The 19,952-nt window shown below is 71.7% G+C and carries 16 protein-coding genes and 1 pseudogene; 4 read left to right on the forward strand and 13 right to left on the reverse strand.

Features of this window, described 5'->3' with window-relative positions; all coding sequences use genetic code 11:
* Positions 1 to 57: 57 nt before the first annotated feature.
* Positions 58 to 1,443, reverse strand: a complete 1,386-nt coding sequence (locus tag VKV26_03435; GenBank protein HLZ68943.1) for a cytochrome P450 — start codon at positions 1,441 to 1,443, stop codon at positions 58 to 60.
* Positions 1,444 to 1,689: 246 nt separating this feature from the next.
* Between VKV26_03435 and VKV26_03440 the strand changes: the two genes are divergently transcribed.
* Positions 1,690 to 2,001, forward strand: a complete 312-nt coding sequence (locus VKV26_03440) for a hypothetical protein (GenBank protein HLZ68944.1) — start codon at positions 1,690 to 1,692, stop codon at positions 1,999 to 2,001.
* Positions 2,002 to 2,032: 31 nt separating this feature from the next.
* Here VKV26_03440 and VKV26_03445 read toward each other — a convergent pair whose 3' ends face one another.
* The 4 genes from VKV26_03445 to VKV26_03460 form a co-directional block, all read right to left on the reverse strand.
* On the reverse strand, positions 2,033 to 3,520 hold the full coding sequence (locus VKV26_03445) for an ABC transporter substrate-binding protein (protein HLZ68945.1): 1,488 nt from the start codon (positions 3,518 to 3,520) through the stop codon (positions 2,033 to 2,035).
* 150 nt (positions 3,521 to 3,670) lie between these two features.
* Positions 3,671 to 6,121 carry an ATP-binding protein gene (locus VKV26_03450; protein HLZ68946.1) on the reverse strand — a complete coding sequence of 817 codons (2,451 nt, stop codon included), beginning with the start codon at positions 6,119 to 6,121 and terminating at the stop codon, positions 3,671 to 3,673.
* A gap of 240 nt (positions 6,122 to 6,361) precedes the next feature.
* Positions 6,362 to 7,507, reverse strand: coding sequence for an acyl-CoA dehydrogenase (locus tag VKV26_03455; protein HLZ68947.1), 1,146 nt, complete (start codon positions 7,505 to 7,507; stop codon positions 6,362 to 6,364).
* A 195-nt stretch (positions 7,508 to 7,702) separates the two neighbouring features.
* Positions 7,703 to 8,338 carry a nitroreductase family protein gene (locus VKV26_03460; protein ID HLZ68948.1) on the reverse strand — a complete coding sequence of 212 codons (636 nt, stop codon included), beginning with the start codon at positions 8,336 to 8,338 and terminating at the stop codon, positions 7,703 to 7,705.
* Between the two features lie 141 nt (positions 8,339 to 8,479).
* Between VKV26_03460 and VKV26_03465 the strand changes: the two genes are divergently transcribed.
* Positions 8,480 to 10,873, forward strand: a complete 2,394-nt coding sequence (locus tag VKV26_03465; GenBank protein HLZ68949.1) for a xanthine dehydrogenase family protein molybdopterin-binding subunit — start codon at positions 8,480 to 8,482, stop codon at positions 10,871 to 10,873.
* Between the two features lie 242 nt (positions 10,874 to 11,115).
* On the opposite strand, the gene VKV26_03470 is transcribed toward VKV26_03465, so the two are convergent.
* The 3 genes from VKV26_03470 to VKV26_03480 all read right to left on the reverse strand — a co-directional run bounded on the left by VKV26_03470 (position 11,116) and on the right by VKV26_03480 (position 12,486).
* Positions 11,116 to 11,727: an ATP-dependent Clp protease proteolytic subunit gene (locus VKV26_03470; GenBank protein HLZ68950.1), complete on the reverse strand. Its 612-nt coding sequence runs from the start codon at positions 11,725 to 11,727 to the stop codon at positions 11,116 to 11,118.
* 101 nt (positions 11,728 to 11,828) lie between these two features.
* Positions 11,829 to 12,041, reverse strand: coding sequence for a hypothetical protein (locus VKV26_03475; GenBank protein HLZ68951.1), 213 nt, complete (start codon positions 12,039 to 12,041; stop codon positions 11,829 to 11,831).
* A gap of 91 nt (positions 12,042 to 12,132) precedes the next feature.
* Positions 12,133 to 12,486 carry a hypothetical protein gene (locus VKV26_03480; protein ID HLZ68952.1) on the reverse strand — a complete coding sequence of 118 codons (354 nt, stop codon included), beginning with the start codon at positions 12,484 to 12,486 and terminating at the stop codon, positions 12,133 to 12,135.
* Positions 12,487 to 12,541: 55 nt separating this feature from the next.
* On the opposite strand from VKV26_03480, the gene VKV26_03485 reads away from it, so the two are divergent.
* Entirely contained in the window at positions 12,542 to 13,024 is a 483-nt protein-coding gene (locus VKV26_03485; GenBank protein HLZ68953.1) for a hypothetical protein, read from the forward strand.
* A 177-nt stretch (positions 13,025 to 13,201) separates the two neighbouring features.
* On the opposite strand, the gene VKV26_03490 is transcribed toward VKV26_03485, so the two are convergent.
* The 5 genes and pseudogenes from VKV26_03490 to VKV26_03510 all read right to left on the reverse strand — a co-directional run bounded on the left by VKV26_03490 (position 13,202) and on the right by VKV26_03510 (position 18,176).
* Positions 13,202 to 14,608 (reverse strand): LLM class flavin-dependent oxidoreductase, encoded by a 1,407-nt coding sequence (locus VKV26_03490; GenBank protein HLZ68954.1) that lies wholly within the window; start codon positions 14,606 to 14,608, stop codon positions 13,202 to 13,204.
* A 482-nt stretch (positions 14,609 to 15,090) separates the two neighbouring features.
* Complete coding sequence (locus tag VKV26_03495; GenBank protein ID HLZ68955.1) at positions 15,091 to 16,098, reverse strand: CheR family methyltransferase; 1,008 nt, start codon at positions 16,096 to 16,098, stop codon at positions 15,091 to 15,093.
* Positions 16,099 to 16,217: 119 nt separating this feature from the next.
* Positions 16,218 to 17,065, reverse strand: a pseudogene (dapB, locus tag VKV26_03500) (4-hydroxy-tetrahydrodipicolinate reductase).
* Between the two features lie 89 nt (positions 17,066 to 17,154).
* Positions 17,155 to 17,706 (reverse strand): SMC-Scp complex subunit ScpB, encoded by a 552-nt coding sequence (gene scpB / locus VKV26_03505; GenBank protein ID HLZ68956.1) that lies wholly within the window; start codon positions 17,704 to 17,706, stop codon positions 17,155 to 17,157.
* Positions 17,707 to 17,765: 59 nt separating this feature from the next.
* On the reverse strand, positions 17,766 to 18,176 hold the full coding sequence (locus VKV26_03510) for a thioesterase family protein (protein HLZ68957.1): 411 nt from the start codon (positions 18,174 to 18,176) through the stop codon (positions 17,766 to 17,768).
* A gap of 251 nt (positions 18,177 to 18,427) precedes the next feature.
* Between VKV26_03510 and VKV26_03515 the strand changes: the two genes are divergently transcribed.
* A complete protein-coding gene (locus VKV26_03515; GenBank protein ID HLZ68958.1) occupies positions 18,428 to 19,705 on the forward strand; it encodes a hypothetical protein in 1,278 nt (425 codons plus the stop codon).
* The last annotated feature ends 247 nt before the right edge of the window (positions 19,706 to 19,952 follow it).

Genomic DNA, 19,952 nt, shown 5'->3' on the forward strand with positions numbered 1-19,952 from the left:
GACGCCGCCGCGTTGCTGAAGACGGACGCGGCCACCCGCTCCACCCTGCGCTCGCGGCTATGCCGGCGGCTCTGAACGCGCGTGCGCGATGATGCGCAGCCCGCCCCGCGGCCGCAGCGCGAGCTGCGGGTCCAGCGCGATCGCCTGGCCCGGCGCCAGCTCCCAGTCGTAGCGCTGCAGCAGCATCGGCAGCACCAGCCGCGCTTCGAGCAGGCCGAACTGGCTGCCCACGCAGCCCCACGGCCCGCTGCCGAAAGGCATGTACACCGGCGGCGCGGGCGCGGCGAAGCGCTCCGGCAGGAACGCCTCGGGCTGCTGCCAGTAGGCGGCATGGCGGTGCAGCACGTACGGGCTGATCAGCACCATCGAGCGGGCGGGAATGCGGAAGCCCTCGATCGTGTCGTCGGCGGCGGCCATGCGCGGCGCAAACATCCACACCGGCGGGTAGAGGCGCAGCGCCTCCTGCACGACCATGTGTGTGAAGCGTAGCCGCGGCAAGTCCGCCAGGGTGGGCACGCGCCCCGCCAGCACCGCATCGACCTCGCGCTGCGCCTGCCGCATCGCCTCGCGGTGCTGCGCCAGCAGGCAGCAGGTCCAGGTCAGGGCGCTGGCGATCGCCGTATGCCCCGCGATCAGGAAGACCGTGACCGCCTCCCACAGCTTCTGCGGCGGCAACGGCTCCCCCGTCACCTCGTCCTCGTCGAAGATCAGGATCGAGAGCAGATCGCGCGCGCTCGGCCCGCGCTCGCGGCGCTCCGCGATCAGGCGGGTGACGAAGCGATCCACAGCCGCCATCGCCGCATGCCAGGCGCGCTCCTCCTCCTCCGACGAGCGTTCCAGCCGCTGAAAGAGCGAGACGCGCAGTTGCGGCGCGGAGCGGTCGAGCAGGCCGCCGAGCGCCAGGCCGACCTCGCCGAGGTCGGCGTGAAAAAGCGTGTCGCCGAGGATCGTCTGCGTCAGGCGCAGCAGCTCGGCCTCGACATCGAAGGCCGCGCTGTCGCGTGCTCGTTCGCGCCAGCCGTCGAGCAGCGCCGCGCTGCCGGCGGTCATCGTTTCCGCGAAGCTCTCGACCTGCTCGCGGTGGAACACCTCGCGCCCCAGCTTCTCCATGCGCCGGGTGAGCACGAACAGGTCATCGGAGAGGCTGTGCATGCCGCCGCTCAGCAGGCGCTGGCGGTCGCGCAGGCGGCCGCGCTGCGCAGCGGGCGGACCGTGGTAGTTGCCGGCGTGCGTCGAAAGCACGTGACGGATGCCGCCGGGGCTGCTGATCAGGTGAAAGACCTGGGGCCAGAGGCGCAGGCGCACGACATCGCCGTAGCCGCGCTGCATCTCCAGCAGAAAGCGCAGCGGGTCTTCCTCGAAGGGGCGCAACTGGGTGGTGATCGGATTGCCCGTCGGGCCGGGCGCCAGGTTGGCGGTCAGCGCATCCGGCAGCCCTGCCATGCGTGTTCCTCCCGCGGCCCCGTGTGGCCGGCCGGTATGGCCGGCCGCCGTATTCAGGATAGGCCACCGCCGCCGCCGCTGTGCCGGCGGGAACCTGGTGTGCACGGGCGAATCGTGCGTCTTCGCAACTGTCGTACGGCTGCACGGATTCTACCGGCCCTGAAAACGCTCCACGGCTGAATATACTGGCTCTGTGCTCGGCCGCGGCGCCGCGCAACACGGGAAGTGGATGACGGAGGACGGGCAATGACCACGCAGATCCAGCCGGCCAGCGAGGGGGAGCTGGTCACGTTTCTGGAGAAGCTCGCACAGTTCCACGGCACGCTGTCACCGCGCGAACAGGCGCTGCTGGACGAGATGACGGCGACGGCCCTGATCGCGCCGCAGCTCTCTCAGGAAGAGGTGCAGGGCTACACCAGCGGCCCGACCTACTACCAGACGTTCCTCACGCTGAACCAGCCGGGCAGCGCGTATTACAGCTACTATTCGGCGGTGGGGCAGTACTACAACACGCTGGGCACGTACTACAAGCTGCCCGGATTCGGGTATGCCCGATAGTGGTGGGGCAAGGGCTCAGGTTTCCCGTTCGCTAGCGCGCCCAGGCGCCCTTCCGCTCCCGGTAGCGTTTGCCGGCGAGGAACGCGGCGGGCGGATAGGTCCAGAACTGCGAGACGCCGGCGAAGGTGTCGGCATCGCGCAGCAGGTTGCCGGGTTTGCCGCCCGGCAACTGCTGCGTCTGGCGCACGGAGAGATCGAACACGCCCTGCTGATCGTCGTCGAAGGCGAAGGCGCCGCCACCCGGCGTGCTCGCCAGCTTCACCCCGCGCAGGGCGTCGCGCAGCGCCGCCGGGTTCACCGCCGCCTGCGTGCCCGCCGCCAGCAGCGCCACATCCAGCGCCTCGGCGGCCAGGTAGCCGTTCGCGGCTCCCACGCCGGCCGGTGCTCCGCCGTACGCCGCAGCGTAGGCCCTGACGAACGCCTGTGTGGCCGGGTCGGCCAGCGCCGCGCTGAAGGCGGCGGCGCTGATCACGCCGTTCGCCGTATCGCCCTCCCGCGCCAGCAGCGGCTCATCCACCAGCTCGCCGGCGCCCAGCAGCGGCAGCGTCATGCCCGCGTCGCGGTAGGCCTTCAGAAAGCGTGGGGCGGCGTCGCCCTGCACCGCGGCGAACACGGCATCCGCGCCGCCCTGCTTCAGCTTCTGCACGAAGGGCGCCCAGTTGCTCGTGCCCCCCGGCACGTACTGCTCTTGCGCGATCGTGCCGCCGCAATCCGTAAACGTATGGGCGAAGCCGCCGGCCGCCTCCCAGCCGAAGCTGTCGTCCTCGGCGATCAGCGCCGTGCGCTTGAGGCCGAGCATTTTGCAGGCGTAGGCGCCGAGCGGCTGTGTAGCCTGGCTGTTGCTGGCCGAGACGCGGAAGATCCAGTTGCTCTTGTCGCGCTGGGTGAGGTCGTCCAGCCCGGCGCCGGCGATCACGGCGGGCAGCCTGCGGCCGTCAAGATCGTCGCGCAGCGCCGCGGCCACGGCGTCGGAGGCGACGCCGGCGATCGCGGCGGCCTTGTCCTTTTCGGCCAGTGTGCGTAGCTTCGCCCGCGCCGTGGCCGGGTCGGAGGCCGTGTCTGCCGTGGCGAGCGTGATCGCGAAGCCGCCCAGCCGGCCGTTGTGCTGGCTCAGGTAGAGCTGGAAGCCCTGGCTCAGCTCCTTGCCCGCCGCCGCGTTGCCGCCGCTTAAGGGCGCCAGCAGCCCGATCGTCAGCGGGCCGTTGTCCACGTTCGGCGGCGTGGCCGCGGGGCCGCGCGGGGACTCCGGCGTCGTCTCACCCAGGGCGGGGAAGCCCGACGGCGTGGCCGGCGGTCGAGGCGTGCCGCCGGCCGGGATGGGCGGCGGGGTCAGCAGCGGCCCGCGCACCGGCGGCAGTGGCGGGCCGGTCACCACCGGCAGCGTCGGGTTGCCCGGCGTTGGTGTGGCCGCCGTCTTGTTGTGCTTGTGGCCGCCGGCGCAGGCCAGGGGCAGCAGTGCGGCGCACAGCAGCAGCCAGAGCGGAACGCGGCGCACCGCGGCTTGTTTCTCTCCCCGCAAGCCAAACTCCCCGCCGTCGGCCGCGCCGGAACGGATGCGCACGGCATGGGCCGATCGTAGCGTGTGACCGGTGTACCGGTCACGGCGGCACGGCGCCGGGCGAGCGGCGGGCGAGGTCCGGGTCAGACCACAAACGCGCTGCTGCCGGCGCTACGCCCGCGGCTCGGCGCCGCCGTGCAGCGGCAGGCAGACGGTGAAGCGGGCGCCCTGCCCCTCCGTGCTGGCGACGGAAACCGAGCCGCCGTGCTGCTCCGCGATCTGGCGCACGCCGGCGAGGCCGATGCCGGTGCCGCCGATCCGCCCTTCAACATTCGAGCCGCGGAAGAAGCGCTCGAACACACGCGGCAGGTCGGCGGCGGGGATGCCCATGCCCTGGTCCCGCACTTCGAGCACCGCATGGGCGTCCGCGCCGGCGCCTTCCTGGCGCACGCGCACCTGGATCACGCCGCCGTTCGGGCTGTACTTGATCGCGTTGGAGAGCAGGTTGCCCAGCACGCGTTCGAGGCGGACCGCGTCCCACATGCCCACGGGCTCCGGCGCCGGCGTCTCCAGGGTGATCGTCGCATTTTCGACGACGGCGCGCTGCTCCTCCACGACACCGCGGGTCAACGCCGCCAGGTTGACCTGCTGGCGGTCGAGCGCCAGCGGCTCGCCGGCCTGCAGGCGTGCGGCGTCGAGCAACTGGCCCACCAGTGCCCGCATGCGCGTGGCGGCCGCGTCGATCGAGGCCAGACCCTCACGCACCCAGGTCAGATCCTCCCCGCCCGACGCCGCGCGGCGGCCCAGCAACTGCGCCAGGCCCTTGATCGTGGTCAACGGCGTGTTGAGGTCGTGGGAGACGGTAGAGAAGAAATCGTCGCGCTGGCGCAGCGCATCGCGGGCTTCGCCGTAGAGGCGGGCGTTCTCGGCGGCGAGCGTTTCGATCTGGCGGCGGGCCTGCACCTGCGCCGTGACCTCAACGGCGTGTACGAGGATGCCCTCCACGGCGCCTGCCTCGTCGCGCACCGGCTGGCAGACGACGTTGAAGAAGGCCTCCTCGCGGGCGCCATCGGCGCCGGTGATCAAGGCGCGTGCCTCGTTGGCGCTGAAGGGCTTGCCCGTGCGAAAGGCGTGATCGAGCACCAGCAGGTAGCCCGAGCCGGCGGCCAGCGGCGCCAGCGCCTCGCGCACGGGCAGGCCGGTCGGATCGCCGCCCAGAAAGCGGATGGCGCCGGGGTTGACGAATTCGACGCGATGATCGGGACCGTTCAGGTAGGCGATCGCCGCCGGCGTTTGCATGAACAGGCCGAACAGCCGCTCGCGCTCGCCCTCGACGGCGTCCAGGGCGCGATCGCGGGCGGCCAGCGCCGCTTGCACCTCGTGATAGAGGCGGGCGTTGTCGGCGGCCAGGGCGGCGCGGCGGGCGATCTCCTCGGCCAGCGCCAGCTGGGCCGGGCCGTACTGCCGCTCCGGCGTGGAGGAGACGAAGTTGAGCGTGCCCAGCGTATGCCCGCGCGCCCGCAGCGGCACGCACATGTAGGAGCTGATGCCGGCGGCGCGCAGCCGCGGCAGCCGCCGCTTGTCCACCGCCAGGCCGGACAATTCGGCCTCGCCCACGTTCGCCAGGAGCTCGGGGTGGCCGCTGCGCAGCACGCGGGCGATGGGGTGCGGCGCATCGGGCGCAAGCGGGAAGCCGCCGCCCAGCTCTTCCACGGCGGCGCGGCGGGCGGGGTCCGCCGCGGCGAAGGCGCGGCGCTCGATCAGGCCGGCCTCGTTCAGCACGCAGACGCTGCACCAATCGGCCAGCGCCGGCACGGCGAGCCGGGCGACCTGGGCCAGCGTCTCGTCGTAGTCCAGCGTCGCGGAGAGCGTATCGCCCGCCTCGGCGAGAAAGCGCAGCCAGCGCTGGGCAGCCTCGGCCTCGGCGCGGGCGTCGCGCTGCGCCTGGTAGAGCCGGGCACGCAGCAGGGCCAGCGCGAACTGCTGCGCCAGCGCCGCGAGAAAGGCCTCATCGGCGCCGTCGAAGCTGCGCGTGCGCTCGTAGCTGAGGCCAATCGCGCCGATCGTGACGCCGTCCACGATCAGCGGCACGGCCGCGAGGGCGCCCGTGCGACCATCCGGCCAGACCGCATCAGGCATGAGGCCGCGGCTGCGCCCCTCCGCGGCCGAGGCGACGAGATACGGCTTGGCCGAGCGGATCGCCTCGGCCAGCGGCGCCGCCGTGGAAAGCGGAAAGCGCTGCCAGTGCTTCACCAGCGGCGCCGCATAGCCGCCGGCGCCGACGATCTCGACCGTGTCGCGCGCCTCGTCGAGCAGGGCCAGCGTGCCTGCGACCGCGTCGGTGGCGGCGACGCCCTGCTCCACCATGACCTCGGCCACCTGCACCGGCGTGAGCGCCTCGGAGAGGGCGGCAGTGATGGCCTGCAGGCGCACGGCCTGGCTGCGGTCGCGCACCGCGGCCGGCTGCGCGGCGTAGTCCGCCGTCACGCCGTCGAGCAGCTGCACGAGACCGGCGATCTCGGCCGCGGCGGCCTTGCCCCCCGCACGTCGCACGCGCCGCTCCAGGTCCGCCAACCCGTCGCGCGCGGCGGCGAGGCGCTGTGCCAGGGGCGAATCGGCCATGCAGGGACTCCTGGCGGACCCGGATCGAGCGGGGTGCAGGGATTGTAGCAGCTTTTACAAGATTACAAGCTGCGGCGCGCCTATCCCTGCCTCGCTCAGGCTCGGCTGCGCATTGCGGGTCTCCCACGGTTGCGCGGCGCTCTGGCCCGACACGGGAAGGGGTGGTTCGAAGGCTACCGGATCTCCTCGCACCCCACCCTTCCCGTGTCGGGAAGGGAGACGCGGCGTGCTGTGGCGGGGTCAGGCCCCACGCTGCCGCGCGAGCAAGCCGCGGGCGATCGTCAGGCGCAGGATCTCCGTGGTGCCTTCGGCGATGCGCCAGGCGCGGATCTGGCGGTAGAGCCGCGCCAGCGGATGCCCCTCCACCACCGCCGCACCGCCCGTGAGCTGGATCGCGCGGTCGACGATGCGCGTGATCGCCTCGGTGGCGAGCGACTTCGCCATCGCCACCTCGACCTCCCTGCTCTCACCCTCCTGTGCCGCCCGCGCCGTGGCGTACAGGGCGCTGCGCGCCGCGTAGAGGTCGGTTGCGCTCTCGGCCAGCATCGCCTGCACCTGCTCGCGCTCGGCCAGCGGCGTGCCGCTGCGGTGCGGCTGGTCGATCTGGGCGAGCGTGTAGGCCAGCGTCCAACGCCCGGCGCCGCAGGCCGAGGCCGCCACACCGAGCCGCATGCCGGTGATGTCTTCCAGGGCCCGCGGCAGCCCCTGGCCGATGCCGCCGATGATCGCTTCCTCCGTTGCCGGCACGCCTTCGTAGGCGAACTCGCCGTGCAGGCCGCCGTCGAGCGTGCGCAGCTCACGCCGCAGCGTCAATCCGGGCGCACCGCGCGGGACGACGAACACGGCCGAGCCGACCGGACCGCCGGGGTTCTCCGTCACGTTGGCCACGGTCAGCAGCAGATCGGCGTGCGGTCCGCCGGTGACGAACGCTTTGACGCCGTTCAGGGCGAACGCCTCGCCCTGGCGCACGGCCGTGGTGCGCGGACCTTCGCGGGCGTCGGTGAAGGCGAAGGCCGCCGTCAGCTTGCCGCGCAGCACGGGCGCCAGAAAGCGTTCACGCTGCGCGGGCGTGCCGTGGCGCAGCAGACCGCCGGCACCGCCCAGCACCAGCCGGCCAAGCGCGGCGCCGGAGGCGGCGATCTCCTCGCGCAGCGCCACCTGGCCGAGCGGACCGAGCCCGCCGCCGCCCAGCTCCGCTGGCTGCAGCAGGCGGAAGAGGCCGAGCTCGTGCGAGCGCGTGCGCACCCAGCGGCGCAGCTCGGCCGGCGCCTCGGCCTCCTCCTGCACGCCGGCGACGCGCTCGGCGGGCAGCAGCTCATCGTCAAGAAAGGCGCGCAGCCGCTCGCGCAGCACGGCGAGGTCGGGCGGCAGGGCATCGAGCGGCATCGGGTGGCCCCCATCTCATCCCCCGACCCTTCCCCATTCGTTGCATGATGGGGGAAGGGCGATCCGGCGTCAGGCGCGTGGCCTCACCCCCGGCCCCTCTCCATGGAATGGAGAGGGGAGCTTCGGACCGGAGCTGGGGAGGTACTGCGTCACGCGCTCAGCCCTAACCGCTCCGTGCGTCGATCTCCCCTTCCCCTAGAATTGGGGCCAGGGCACGCTGCCGTCCCAGCGATCGTAGGCGCAGACCTCGGTCAGTGGCCTGCGCGTGGTTGGCCCGAAGCGGCCGCGCGGGTAGCCCAGCGGCAGGCAGTAGACGATCTGCGCCGTGTCGGGGATGCTGAAGAGGGCGCGCACCCGTTCGTCTACCACGGCGTGCAGCGTGGTGATCGTGCCGCCGATGCCCAGCGCCCGCGCCGCCAGCAGCAGGTTCTCCACGGAAGGGATCACCGGGCCCATCGCACCGGCGCCTTTCGCCGTGGCGCAGACGAGCACGATCACCGGCACCTCACCGAGCGTCTCCGCCAGGCGCATGGCCGACTGCGCCACCTTGTCGTTGGGTGAGATGTCCTGCGGACCGTTGATGCCCTGGTCCTTGCGCTTGGCCCACCAGGCTTCGCGGTAGAGCGGCGCCAGGCGGGCGCGCTGCTCTGCATCCTTGACCACGATGAAGCGCCAGGGCTGGGCGTTGCCGCCGTTGGGCGCGTGGATCGCCGCCTCCATGATCGCGTGCAGGTCATTGTCGGCGATCGGATCGGGCTTGAAGCGGCGGATCGCTCGCATGCTGAAGATCGCTTCGCCCAGCGGCATGGCCAGGCGGTCGCTTGCCGTCATCGTCGTTGCTCCTCGCCGGCATCGCGCCGGCCAGCGGCAGCATAGCGCCTTTCGCGATCCGTTGCGCGGGGACGCGCCGACGCCACAGTGTACAGTTGCACGGGGCAACGCCCCTTATGCATCTGCTGGAGGAAGCCGACCGTGGCCGACGATCACTCGACCAGGCCGTTTTTGCACGCGCGCTGGTTCGGCACGCCGGTGAAACGGCGCGAGGACCCGCGCCTGATCACCGGCAGCGCGAGCTACATCGACGACCTGCATCTGCCCGAGCTGCTGCACCTCGCCTTCGTGCGCTCGCCGCACGCCCACGCGCGCATCGTCTCGATCGACGCGAGCGCGGCGTTGGCGCTGCCCGGGGTCTTCGCCGTCGTCACCGGGGCCGAGGCGGCCGAGTTCGCGCCGCCCTTCCCGCCGAACCCCGGCCCGCCGCAGCCGCCGCGCTTCGTGCTGGCACGGGAGAAGGTGCGGCGCGTGGGCGAGTCGGTTGTGGCCATACTGGCCGCCGATCGCTACCTCGCGGAGGACGCGGTCGACCTGGTCGCCGTCGAATACGAAGAGCTGCCCGCCGTGGTCGATCCCGAAGCGGCGCTGGCGCCCGGCGCACCGCAACTGTGGGACGAGTTTCCCGACAACGCCGTGCTGCGCGATGTGCCCTTCGGCGCCTCCGAAGAGGCGATCGAGGCCGCGTTCGCGCAGGCCGAGGTGACCGTGAAGCAACGCATGCGCGCCGCCCGCCTCGCGCCCTCCGCGATCGAGACGCGCGGTGTCGTCGCCCGCTACGAGCGCTGGGACGACCGGTTCACCATCTGGTCCACCTCGCAGGCGCCACACCGCGTGCGCGCCGTGCTCTCGCGCATGGGCGGCATCCCCGAGGGGCGCATCCGCGTGATCGTTCCGGAGATGGGCGGCGGCTTCGGCGCCAAGGGCAACGTCTACTCTGAAGAGGCCTGCGCCGCCTTCCTGGCGCGGCGCTTCGAGCGGCCGGTCAAATGGATCGAGACGCGCATGGAGTCGTTCACGACCACCAGCCACGGTCGCGGCCAGACGGGCACGATCGAGCTGGCGGCGAAGCGCGACGGCACGCTGCTGGGGCTCAGGCTCAACATCATCGCCGACCTGGGCCACACCTGCGACGCCAGCACCGTCGGCCTCTACGGCAACACGCAGCGGCTCTGCACCAACGTCTACCGCTTTCCCGCCGCGCGCGTGCTGCTCAGCGAGGCGCTGACCAACAAGTCGCCCACGGCGGCCTACCGCGGCGCCGGCCGGCCGGAGGCGACCTACTTCTGCGAGCGGGCGATGGACCTGCTGGCGCGCGAGCTGAACATGGACCCGATCGAGCTGCGCCGCAAGAACTTCATCCCCGCCGACGCCTTCCCGTATCGGACGGCCACCGGCCTGCTCTACGACAGCGGCGACTACGCGAAGGCGCTGAACACGCTGCTGGAGAACGTGGACTATGCCGCGCTGGTGCGCGAGCGCGAGGCGGCACGCGCCGAAGGGCGGCTGGTCGGCATCGGCATCTGCTCATATGTAGAGAGCTGCGGGCCGGGCGCGGCGAGCGAGGGCGGCGGCGCCGCGGCCTGGGAGTACGGCGCCGTGCGCGTCAACCAGAGCGGCGCGGTGGAGCTGCTGACGGGGGTCTCGGCGCATGGCCAGGGGCACGAGACGGTCTTCGCCCAGCTCGCCGCCGAGGTGCTGGGCGTCGATCCGGACACGGTGACGCTGCACGAGCACGACACCGCCGTCGTGGCGCAGGGCATCGGCACGTTCGGCAGCCGCAGCATGATGATGGGCGGCTCGGCGGTCTACCAGTGCCTGCGCGAGATCGAGGCGAAGATGCGCCGCATCGCCGCCAACATGATCGAGGCGAACGAGGACGATCTGCTCTTCCGCAACGGCCGCATCGAGCCGGCGGACGCACCCGACCGCGGCCTCGCCTTCCAGCGTGTGGCCGCGCACGCCTACGCCGCGCCCGCGCCCGGAGACGAGCCGGGACTAGAGGCGCAGCACTTCTTCGGCTCGCAGGGCATGACCTTTCCCTTCGGCGCCTATCTGGCGATGGCCGAGGTCGACCGCGACACGGGCGCCGTGAAGCTGCTGCGCTTCGACGGCGTGGACGACTGCGGCCCGGTGATCAACCCGCTGATCGTGCGCGGCCAGGTGCACGGCGGCATCGCCCAGGGCGTGGGCCAGGCGCTGCTGGAAGAGGTCGTCTACGACGAGAACGGGCAACTCGTCTCCGGCAGCTTCATGGACTACGCGATTCCGCACGGCGAAGACCTGCCGCAGATGACGATCGGGCACACAGTGACGCCCTCGCCGCGCACGCCGCTGGGCATCAAGGGCGTGGGCGAGGCGGGCACGATCGGCAGCGTGCCGGCGATCGCCAACGCGGTGATGGACGCGCTGGCGCCGCTGGGCATCCGCCACATCGATGTGCCGCTGACGCCGCAGCGCGTCTGGAACGCGATGCAGGCGGCCGCGAGCGGCGGCCCTCATCCCCCGTCCCCTTCTCCCATGCCTGCGGCATAGGCGAAGGGGCGATCCCGGGTCGGGCGTTCCAAGCGACCCATGGTTAACCGAGCGTCGTCCGACTCCAGCACCATACGATCGCCCCTCTCTCCCATAAGGTCTTTGTGCGCGGCGGATCTCCCACCGTCCGTGTATGGGAGAGAGGGGCCGGGGGAGTGAGGGCTCGCACGGGCGCTCGCCAAAAAAAGGGGGATGGGCATCGCGCCCATCCCCTTCGCATATCGGCAGGCGACGCGCTGCGCTTAGGTGGCGGCGAGCGCCAGTTCCTTCGCCGGCGAGAGCACCTGGTCGCAGATGCCGTACTCGAGCACCTGGTCGGCGTTCATCCAGAAGTCGCGGGAGGTATCGGTCTTGATCCGCTCCATCGGCTGGCCGGTGTGCTTGGCGAGGATGTTGTTCAGCCGCTCGATCAGGCCGGCAAGATGCTGGACCTGGATCATGATGTCCGGCGTGGCGCCGCTGAAGCCGGCGCTGCCCTGGTGCACCATCACCTGCGCGTTGGGCGTGATGTAGCGCTTGCCCTTGGTGCCCGCGGCCAGCAGCACGGCGCCCATGCTCGCGGCCTGGCCGATGCAGGTGGTGGAGACGTCGCAGCGGATGTGCTGCATCGTGTCGTAGATCGCCAGGCCGGCGGTGACCACGCCGCCCGGGCTGTTGATGTACATCTGGATGTCGCGCTCCGGGTCGGCGCTGGCCAGATAGAGCAACTGGCCGATGATCAGGTTTGCCACCGAGTCATCGATCGGCGTGCCGAGGTAGATGATGCGGTCGCGCAGCAGCCGGGAGAAGACGTCCATTGAGCGCTCGATGCGCCCGTCGGACTCGATCACGGCGGGATTGGGAACGTATGTCATGGTGGTTGGCTCCTCGCGCCTGAAGGCACGGATAAACTACGGATTCAGTATATCGCGCGGCGCGGCGTCAAACGATGGATCGTTGCACGGGCGCGACGCGCTCAGCGGCCCTTCTGTTCCCAGAGCCGGCACTCGGTGGGCAGATCTTCGATGAAGGGGCCGATGCAGTCGAAGCCGTCGCGCACCGGGTGCTGGCAGAGCGTGGCCACGGGGCCGTCCGGCCGGCCGGAGACGATCGTGCGGCGCAGGAAGCGGCACTCGATCGCGAGGCGGTCCGGCGGCAGCGGCTCGGACTGGCCGCCGGCGCGGCTCACCCGCGCCTCGCGGAGCGATGGCGGTGCAGGGCGCCGCACAGGACTGGAACGTTCGCGGCCCGCGAGGTGTTGATCGTAGGAGCGGCTCTACTCACGCGGAGGTGTCCATCGCCTTGATCAAGATCGCACTTTCCACGGCGCTCTGCGCCCTCGCGCTCTGCACGGCCTGCGGCTCGTCGAACAACAACAAGAACCGCCCCACCGCAGCGGCGACCAGCGCCGGTACGCCGCTGACCAGCGCGAGCACGCCGCTTGCGCGGGCCAGCGCCACGCCGGCGGCCACCACGAGTAACGGTACACCGTTCCCGGCCGTGGCGGGAGCGAGCCCGGCCGCGAGCGCCTCGCCCACGGCAGCCGCGACGTCCCGGCCCAGTGCGACTGCTGCGCCCGCGGCAGCAACCGGCCCGGCAACGGCCGCCGCCGCGGCGCCTTCACGGTCAGCCACGGCGCCAGGCGCGGCCGGCGGCGGCGCCTCCGCCTCTGATCTGATTCAGCGCATCATGCTCACGGCCGGCGATCTGCCCGCCGGCTACAGCGTGGGCGGCCTCTCGGGGCGCCAATCGAACGAACAGGCGATCACCGGCTACGCCGATCCGCAGGCGGTGCTGAAGCTGTTCAACGACACGGGCCGGCTCGATGGCTTCATCCAGCAGATCAGCTCGCCGGACAGCGCCTCGGGCGTCGGCGTCTCGATCGAGGTCTGGAAGGACGAGGCGGGCGCAAAGCTCTACTTCGACCAGTTTCCCAGCCCGCCGGCCGAGGTGAAGCCGCAGCCGTTCACGCTGGCGCAGCCGCTGGGCGACCAGAGCACCGCCTACCACTACACGATCGGCGCCGGCGGCGGCACCTCGATCGCCTGGCGGCGCGGCCGCGTGCTGCTGGGCGTGGGCGAGCCGGCGGCAAGCCAGGCGGCGCTGGACCACCTGCTGCAGATCGCCGCGCTTCTCGACGCGAAGGCGAAGGCGGCGCAGGGATCGCCGTAATTTCCAGAACGGGGCGGCGTCGCGTGCCGCCGCCCCGGGAGCCGCCCCTGCCGTCTGCCGCGCGATCCGGCCGTAGCGCGGGTATCCTCGTCATCCAGCAGAGATGGCCTGACCGTGCCCGCCGGCTCCTGCTCGGCCATTCGGGTGGGGAAGGCGCGGGCGGGTCAGTGGCGCGGCTCAGTCGCCGGCCGGCGCCCCCGCCAGCGCCCGCTCGGGCACGAGCTGCACCGTCGATTCGGCCAGCGAGGCGCCGCCGCCGCAGGCCCGCTTCAGCGCCGGCATCACCTCGGAGGCGAAGATCCGCATCTGCTCCTCGGTTTCCTCGGTCGTGTAGCCGCCCGCCTCGAACCAGGCCGTGAACATGAAGTCGTCGTAGCCGCAGCGCTCCTTGATGCGCATGATCTTGTCGACGACCTGGTCCGGCGTGCCGACGATCGCGATCTCCTTCTGCATGATCAGGTCGGCCGTGACCTTCATGCTCATGTCGTACATCGGCTCGTCCAGCTCGGAGAGCACGGCGGCGAAGCCGAACGGCCCGTAGTAGTCCCACTGCAGCTCGATCGCCTGCTTGTAGCGCTCCAGGTCATCCTTCTGCCTGGCGCCGCCGGGCAGGAAGTGCACGTAGCGGCAGCAGCCGAAGCCGCGGTGCTTCTGCGCGTCCCAGCCGAACTTCCACTGGCCGCGGTTGAGCCGGTCGGGCCACTTGTTCTTCGCCGCTTCCTCGTAATAGATCTCGATGTTGCGCTTCAGGCGCGTGGTCGGCTCCGGCACGGTGAAGCTGTTGACGCCGTGCTGCGCCGTCCAGCGGATCGAGCGCTCGCTGGTCACCGGCTCCCAGACCTGCGGGTGCGGCTTCTGCAAGGGCTGCGGATAGACGCTGATCTCCTTCAGCGTCGTGGTCGAGGCCATGATCGGGCTGCCCATCGAGTACATATCGGGCGCGCCCAGGCGCAGCACGTCGTTCAGGTCGCGGCCGACGCCCTGCTGCTTGAAGTAGGCGATCGTCTGCTTGTGATTCCACTTGGTATAGGCCGGCGGCACGGAGACGAACTCGCCGTGGTAGGAGAACGAGCCCTCCGTCCAGGCCTTGATGATCGTCTCGTACGCCTCGTGGAAGTAGACGCGGTTGCGCTCCTGGTCTTGAATGGTCGAGCCGAAGGGCTTGCCGAAGGTCTCGTTCTCGCGCGGCTGGTAGCCGCGCCCCACGCCGAACTCCAGGCGGCCGCCGCTGATCACGTCCAGCATCGCCGCCTGCTCGGCGATGCGGATCGGGTGCCACCAGGAGAGGATGTTCGCCATCTGCCCGAGGCGGATGCGCTTCGTCTGCGCGGCGATCGCCGTTTCCACCAGCAAGGGATTGGGGCTGAACTCCGCGCCCTCCGGCTGGAAGTGGTGCTCGGTCATGAACCAGTAATCGAAACCGAGCCGGTCGGCCAGAATGCCCTGCCGCACCTGGCCGACGAGCACGCGCTGATTGCTGGCCGAGACTTCGGCCAGCGTGCCGTCGTTGACCACCACGCCGTCCGGCGTCGAAACGGCTTTCAGATCCGAGGCGCCGTTGTGGAACACGCCGATTTCGATCATCGTCAGCTTCCTTTCCTGAACTGCCAGCGAATGCCGACGGTCGCCGCCTCGGCCGATCGCCGGCGCGATCGGCCCGTCGCCGGCCATGCCGGCCGTGGCCCGGCGCAACGCCCTACGCCGGCGCGCTCCAGCCGCATGCGTTCACCGCTCGCGGGCGCGAACGCGGGACGCCTGCGAGGGCGCGAGCGAGCGATCGGCATGGCCGCGCCGCACTCCGCGCGGGGCCACGTCATACTACTCTCGCGCCCTCAGCGCAACAACGGACGCCGGGGTGAATTACGAGACAGCATTCTGGCTGCAGATGGGCAAAGTTCTTGCGGCGGGTGCGGGCGCGGCCGGCCCCGGGGCAGGAACGGCGTGGGCGTCCCCGCCATCCCTTGTACGTTTACGATGGGACAACCGCCGCGGAGATTGCCGTGCTACGGCGCCGGCGATGCAAGCTCGGGGAAAGGCGCGCCGCCGGCTCCGGCTGGCGGCGCCGATCACTCCCGCCCGGCGGCCACCTTCTGATAGAACGAGATGCTGGGCAGGTGCACGTCCTCCAACGCCGCCGGCCGCGGAGCCAGCGCCTCGCCGTAGCCGAGAAAGAGGTAGCCGCCAGGCGCGAGCACGTCGCAGAAGCGTGCCACCACCGCCTGCCGCTCCTCCGCGGAGAAGAACGGCAAGACATCGTGGCAGAAGAGCACGTCCACGCTGCCCGGCGCCAGCGGCCAGTCCGCGTCCAGCAGGCTCCAGCGCTGGAACTCGACCAGCCGCCGCGGCGTTTCGGCCACGCGCCATCCCTGTCCCGCACGGACGAAGCAGCGCGAACGCAGCGCGGGCGCCACGTTGGCGAGGGCGCGGTCGTGGTAGATCGCCCTCTCCGCCAGGTGCAGGGCGGCGCCGTCGATATCCGAGCCGATCACCCGCACCGGTTCGGCCAGCGTCACCCCGCGCCGGATCGCCGCTTCCAGGGCCACCATGCCGAGCGAGTACGCCTCTTCGCCGCTGGCGCAGCCGGCGCTCCAGAGCAGTAGGCGAGTATCGCTGCCCCGCCGAAACCAGAGTGCGGGCAGGATGTCTTCGTCCAGCAGTTTGAACTGCGTGGGCATACGGAAGAAGCGGGTTTCGTGCACGGCGAGCGCGGCGTGGATCTGCTCCACCTCCAGCGGGTCCGTCGCGCGGCCGAGATAGGCCTGAGCGCTGCCGGCGCCCGAGGCGCGCACCCGTTCCCAGAGCACACGGCGCAGGCGGGACATCGTCGCGTCGTCGAAGCGGAAGCCGCCCGAGCGCAGACTGCGGCCGAGCAGCGCGCCGAACGCCTCGCGCTCCGCGTCGCTGCTGGTGCGGCGCTCCTGCGGCTCGGCCGGCACGGCGGTCACGTCGCCGTCACTCGTGCCCCTGACGCGCACGCCCGCGCTGCCGCGCACACGGCGCCGCCGCTGCGGTTCGCGCTCTGCCGGCGCCACACCGCGCTCGGCGACCAAACTGAAGTGGGGCTCTGCCGCCATCGCCCTGCTCCCCTTACCGGCGCATCTACGCTCCGCGTCCGCGGCGGGCATGCCCGTGCTCGCAGCCGCGGAGGGGCCCAATCACACGCGCCGATCGCGTTTACGAAATTGTAACCGATCTATGGTTGTAAGCCCATAAGCCGATCGAGGCCGATCACTAACTCGCGTCGCGCCGGCACGTGGCGCAGCGCCAGCAGCACGCCGGGGATGAAGGATTCGCGGCTGGTGGTGTCGTGCCGCAGCGTCAGCGTCTGGCCGAGGGCGCCGAAGATCACCTCCTGTGGGCGACCAGCCCCTGCAAGCGCACACTGTGCACGGTAACGCCGCCCTCGCTGCCCCCGCGCGTGCCCGGAAGGGTGAATTTCGTGGTCTCCGGATGGGTGAACGGCCGGTCGCCGCGGGCGCGCAGCATCTCGCGCACGGTGGTGTAGGCCGTGCCGGAGGGGGCATCGACCTTCGCCTCGTGGTGCAGCTCGATCACCTCGGCGTAGTCGAAGAAGGGCGCCGCCACGCTGCAGAGGTGCATGAGCAGCACCGCGCCCAGGGCGAAGTTGGCCGCGACGATGCCGCCGATCTTGTGCTCGGCGCAGTCGCGCGCCAGCCGCTCGACGAACGCCTCCGGCAGGCCGGTGGTGCCGATCACCGGCCGCACGCCCGCCCGCACCGCCAGCGGCGCTACCTGCTGCGTCCACTCGTGGAAGGTGAAATCCACCAGCGCATCGGCGGGCACGGCGGCCAGCAGCTTCTCCGCGTCGTTGCTCAGCGGCACCTCGCCGCCGTCGGGCAGGGCGATGTGGTCGCTTTCGGAGAACTTTTCCAGGACGCCGACGACGCGCATGTCCGGCTGGCGGGCGATGCCGGCCATCACTTCGCGGCCCATGCGCCCGCTGCCGGAGACGATCACGCGCAGCGGCGCTCCGCTTTCGTTCTCCGCGTCCGAGTGTTGCCCGGCCATAGTGGCCTCCATTTCTTATCGCTCGCCGGTCTCCGCGTCATGCGACGGCTTACTATACCGTGACCACAGCGGGCGGGATGGGGTGCTTCGCGCCGGTGCCTTCAGGCGTCCGCGGGCAAGGGCGGCAGATCGCCGGCCTGCTCCAGGCCGAAGTATTCGAGGAAGCGCAGCGTGGTGCCGTAAAGCACGGGTCGCCCCACCGTCTCGGCGCGGCCCACTTCGCCGATCAGATCGCGCGCCCGCAGCGTTGCCAGGGCGCGATCGCAGCTCACACCGCGAATCGCCTCGATCGCCATACGCGTCACCGGCTGCTGATAGGCGACGATCGCCAGCGTCTCCAGCGCCGCGCTGGAAAGACGCTGCTCGGAGGCCGCGCCCAGAAAGCGCTCGACGTAGGGACCGAACTCAGGGGCGGAGATCAGTTGCACGACGCCGTCGCCGCGCTGCAGGCGGATGCCGCGGGCGCGACTGCGCTGGCCCAGCTCGGCCAGCGCGGCCTCGATCTGTGCGGCGGACAGGTTGAGCGCCGCGGCCAGCGCCGCCGGCTCGATCGCCCCCTCGGCCACGAACAGCAGGCTTTCGACGGCGGCAACCGGATCGGCCGGCGGCTGCGGCGGCCGGGCGCCGGGCGGCAGTGCCGGCTCTTCGCGCACGGATGGCTTCCCGTTCACATGCGTATGTGAACAGACAGCGGCGAATGGCGAAAGCGGGTTCAGCCCGCGGGTGGGCGGCTGGCCTTCTCGGCGACGCGCTCCAGAAAGCGGTCGCGCCGAATCACGAAGCGCTCGTGCTCGGCCGAGCCGATCGCTTCCCATGGATCGAACGCCTCGATGCGGAAGACGAGGCGGCGTCCGTCGACTTCGGTCAGCTCGGCGCGGGCGCGGACGCGGACACCGAGCGGCGTGGCGGCGCTGTGTTTGAAGTTCATGCTGGTGCCGACGGTTTGCGAGCCCGCCGGCAGGGCGCGGTCGGCGGCCATGATCGCCGCATGTTCCATCAGGCCGACCATGATCGGGGTGGCGAGCACCTCGATGCCGTCGGCGCCGAACCGGCTCGCGGCGTGCTCCGGCCCGCACACCAGCTCGGCCTCACCCACCAGTCCGGGGCGCAACTCCTCTGCCATGCTGCCTCCCGCCCGGCGGCCCGCTCGCGCGGCCACCCGCATCAGTATAAGCGGCAGGCGGCCGCGTCGCCGCGCCGCTGGCAAGGCGCCGATCCCGGCGGTGCACACGGCATTGCGTGAACATTGCGCTTGCCCCAGCTTCGTAACGGATTTGCGGCGGACGTTACTCAACTGTTACTATTCCCTTACCGTCGTGCGGGTGTGTGCCGATACTCCATGCGAGAATGGGCGAAATCGCGGGAGGCGTGCGCGTGGTCCGCTGGCTGTCAGTGGCAGCGGCGCTCGTGCTTGGTACAGCGGCGTGGCTGGCGATCGCGCCGGCCGTCAGCGCCGATGGCGGGCCTGCGCCGAATGCGCCGGTGATCCCGGCTTCTGCCCCCATGCCCGGCGCCGGCTCGATCATTTTCAGTACGCCGGGCGGCGTGCCCCAGGCCGCCAACCCCATCGCTCCCGCGGGAACGCTGCAGGCGCCCAACGCCCTCTCGCCCGCGTTCATGACCCCCGGCGCGCAGCAGACCGCGGCGCAGTCCCCCGCGCCCGCCGCACCGCCGGCAGCCGCCGGCCAGGCAGCGGCGCCCGCGAGTGGCGGGGTGCGGGCGGAGGCGCAGGTGCAGCCCGTGGCGCAAGCGCAGCCGGTAGCGCAGGCGCAGCCGGAGCCCGAGGTGCAGGCGCAGCCGGTCGCCCTGGCCCCTGCCAACGGCAATGCGATCGCCACCGACACGCCGGTGATGACGATGCCGGCCGGCAATACGCCGAGTGCACCCCTGCCCGCGCCCGCGGCCAGCTTTCCCAGCTCGCGGCTGCCGCTGCCGAACCTGATTGTGCCGGCACCGGTCGCCAGTGTCCCCTCGGCCCGGACCGGCGTTGCGGCCGTGCAGCCGCCGGCCGCAACGCAGAGCGATACCGTGGACTCGGCTGCGCCCGCTGTGGCGACGCCCGCGACGGCCACGCTTTCCACGCCGGCGGACGACGCCGTGGCCGCGCCCGCCGCCGCCGATCTGCCGGACGCGACCGCCGCACCGCAGAGCGACGACGCCGAGCCGCCGGTCACGTCCACGCCGAGCTTCCCCGCCGCCCCCGCGCTCGGCACGGCGCCGGTCGCCGGCGGCGCCATTCGCACGGGCGCAACGGCCGGCGACGGCCAGCGCCCGGTGGCAGCCGAGCCCCCGGCCTTCGCCGCGATGGGGCACATCACGGCTGAGAGCGAGGTTCTGCTGCAGGTAAGCCCGCTCGTGCGCGTGGTCGCTGCGGACGACCTCGACGCCTCACGCGCACCCACGCCGCTTGCCCCGCAACCGCTGCCCGCCCAGGCCGCCGTTCCCGCTCCGGCTGCCGCCGCCTCGGCGCCGGCCAGTGCCGGTGGCGCCGGCGGCGGGCTCAGCGGCAGCGGTGGCGGCGGCTCCGGGCCCGCGGCCGGGCTTGCCGGCCTGGCGTTGCTGGGTGTCGCCTTCATATTCCTCGGGAGCCCGCGCGACCGCCGACGCGGTCCGCTTTCCCCATCCTATGCTCCGCCGACTCCTCCAGGCTGACCCTGCCGGCGCCTGAGCAGGCCGGATCCGCGCGCCCAAACGGCGGTCCACCATGGGACGCGATCCGGTGCTTGTGGGCGCCCCATGCCCGCCGCGGCGCGACCCCGCCCACTGGCGAAGGGCGTCCGGGCTTTCTGCCCGCGTACCTGCCACTGACGCGCAGTCGTGTAGCGCCGTGGTGGCCCTGCACGCCGTCCAGGTGGCGGCCGGCAGGGAGTGGCGACAGGACGTCTACCCGGAGGAGGTC

Source organism: Dehalococcoidia bacterium (assembly GCA_035310145.1).
Lineage (GTDB): Bacteria > Chloroflexota > Dehalococcoidia > CAUJGQ01 > CAUJGQ01 > CALFMN01.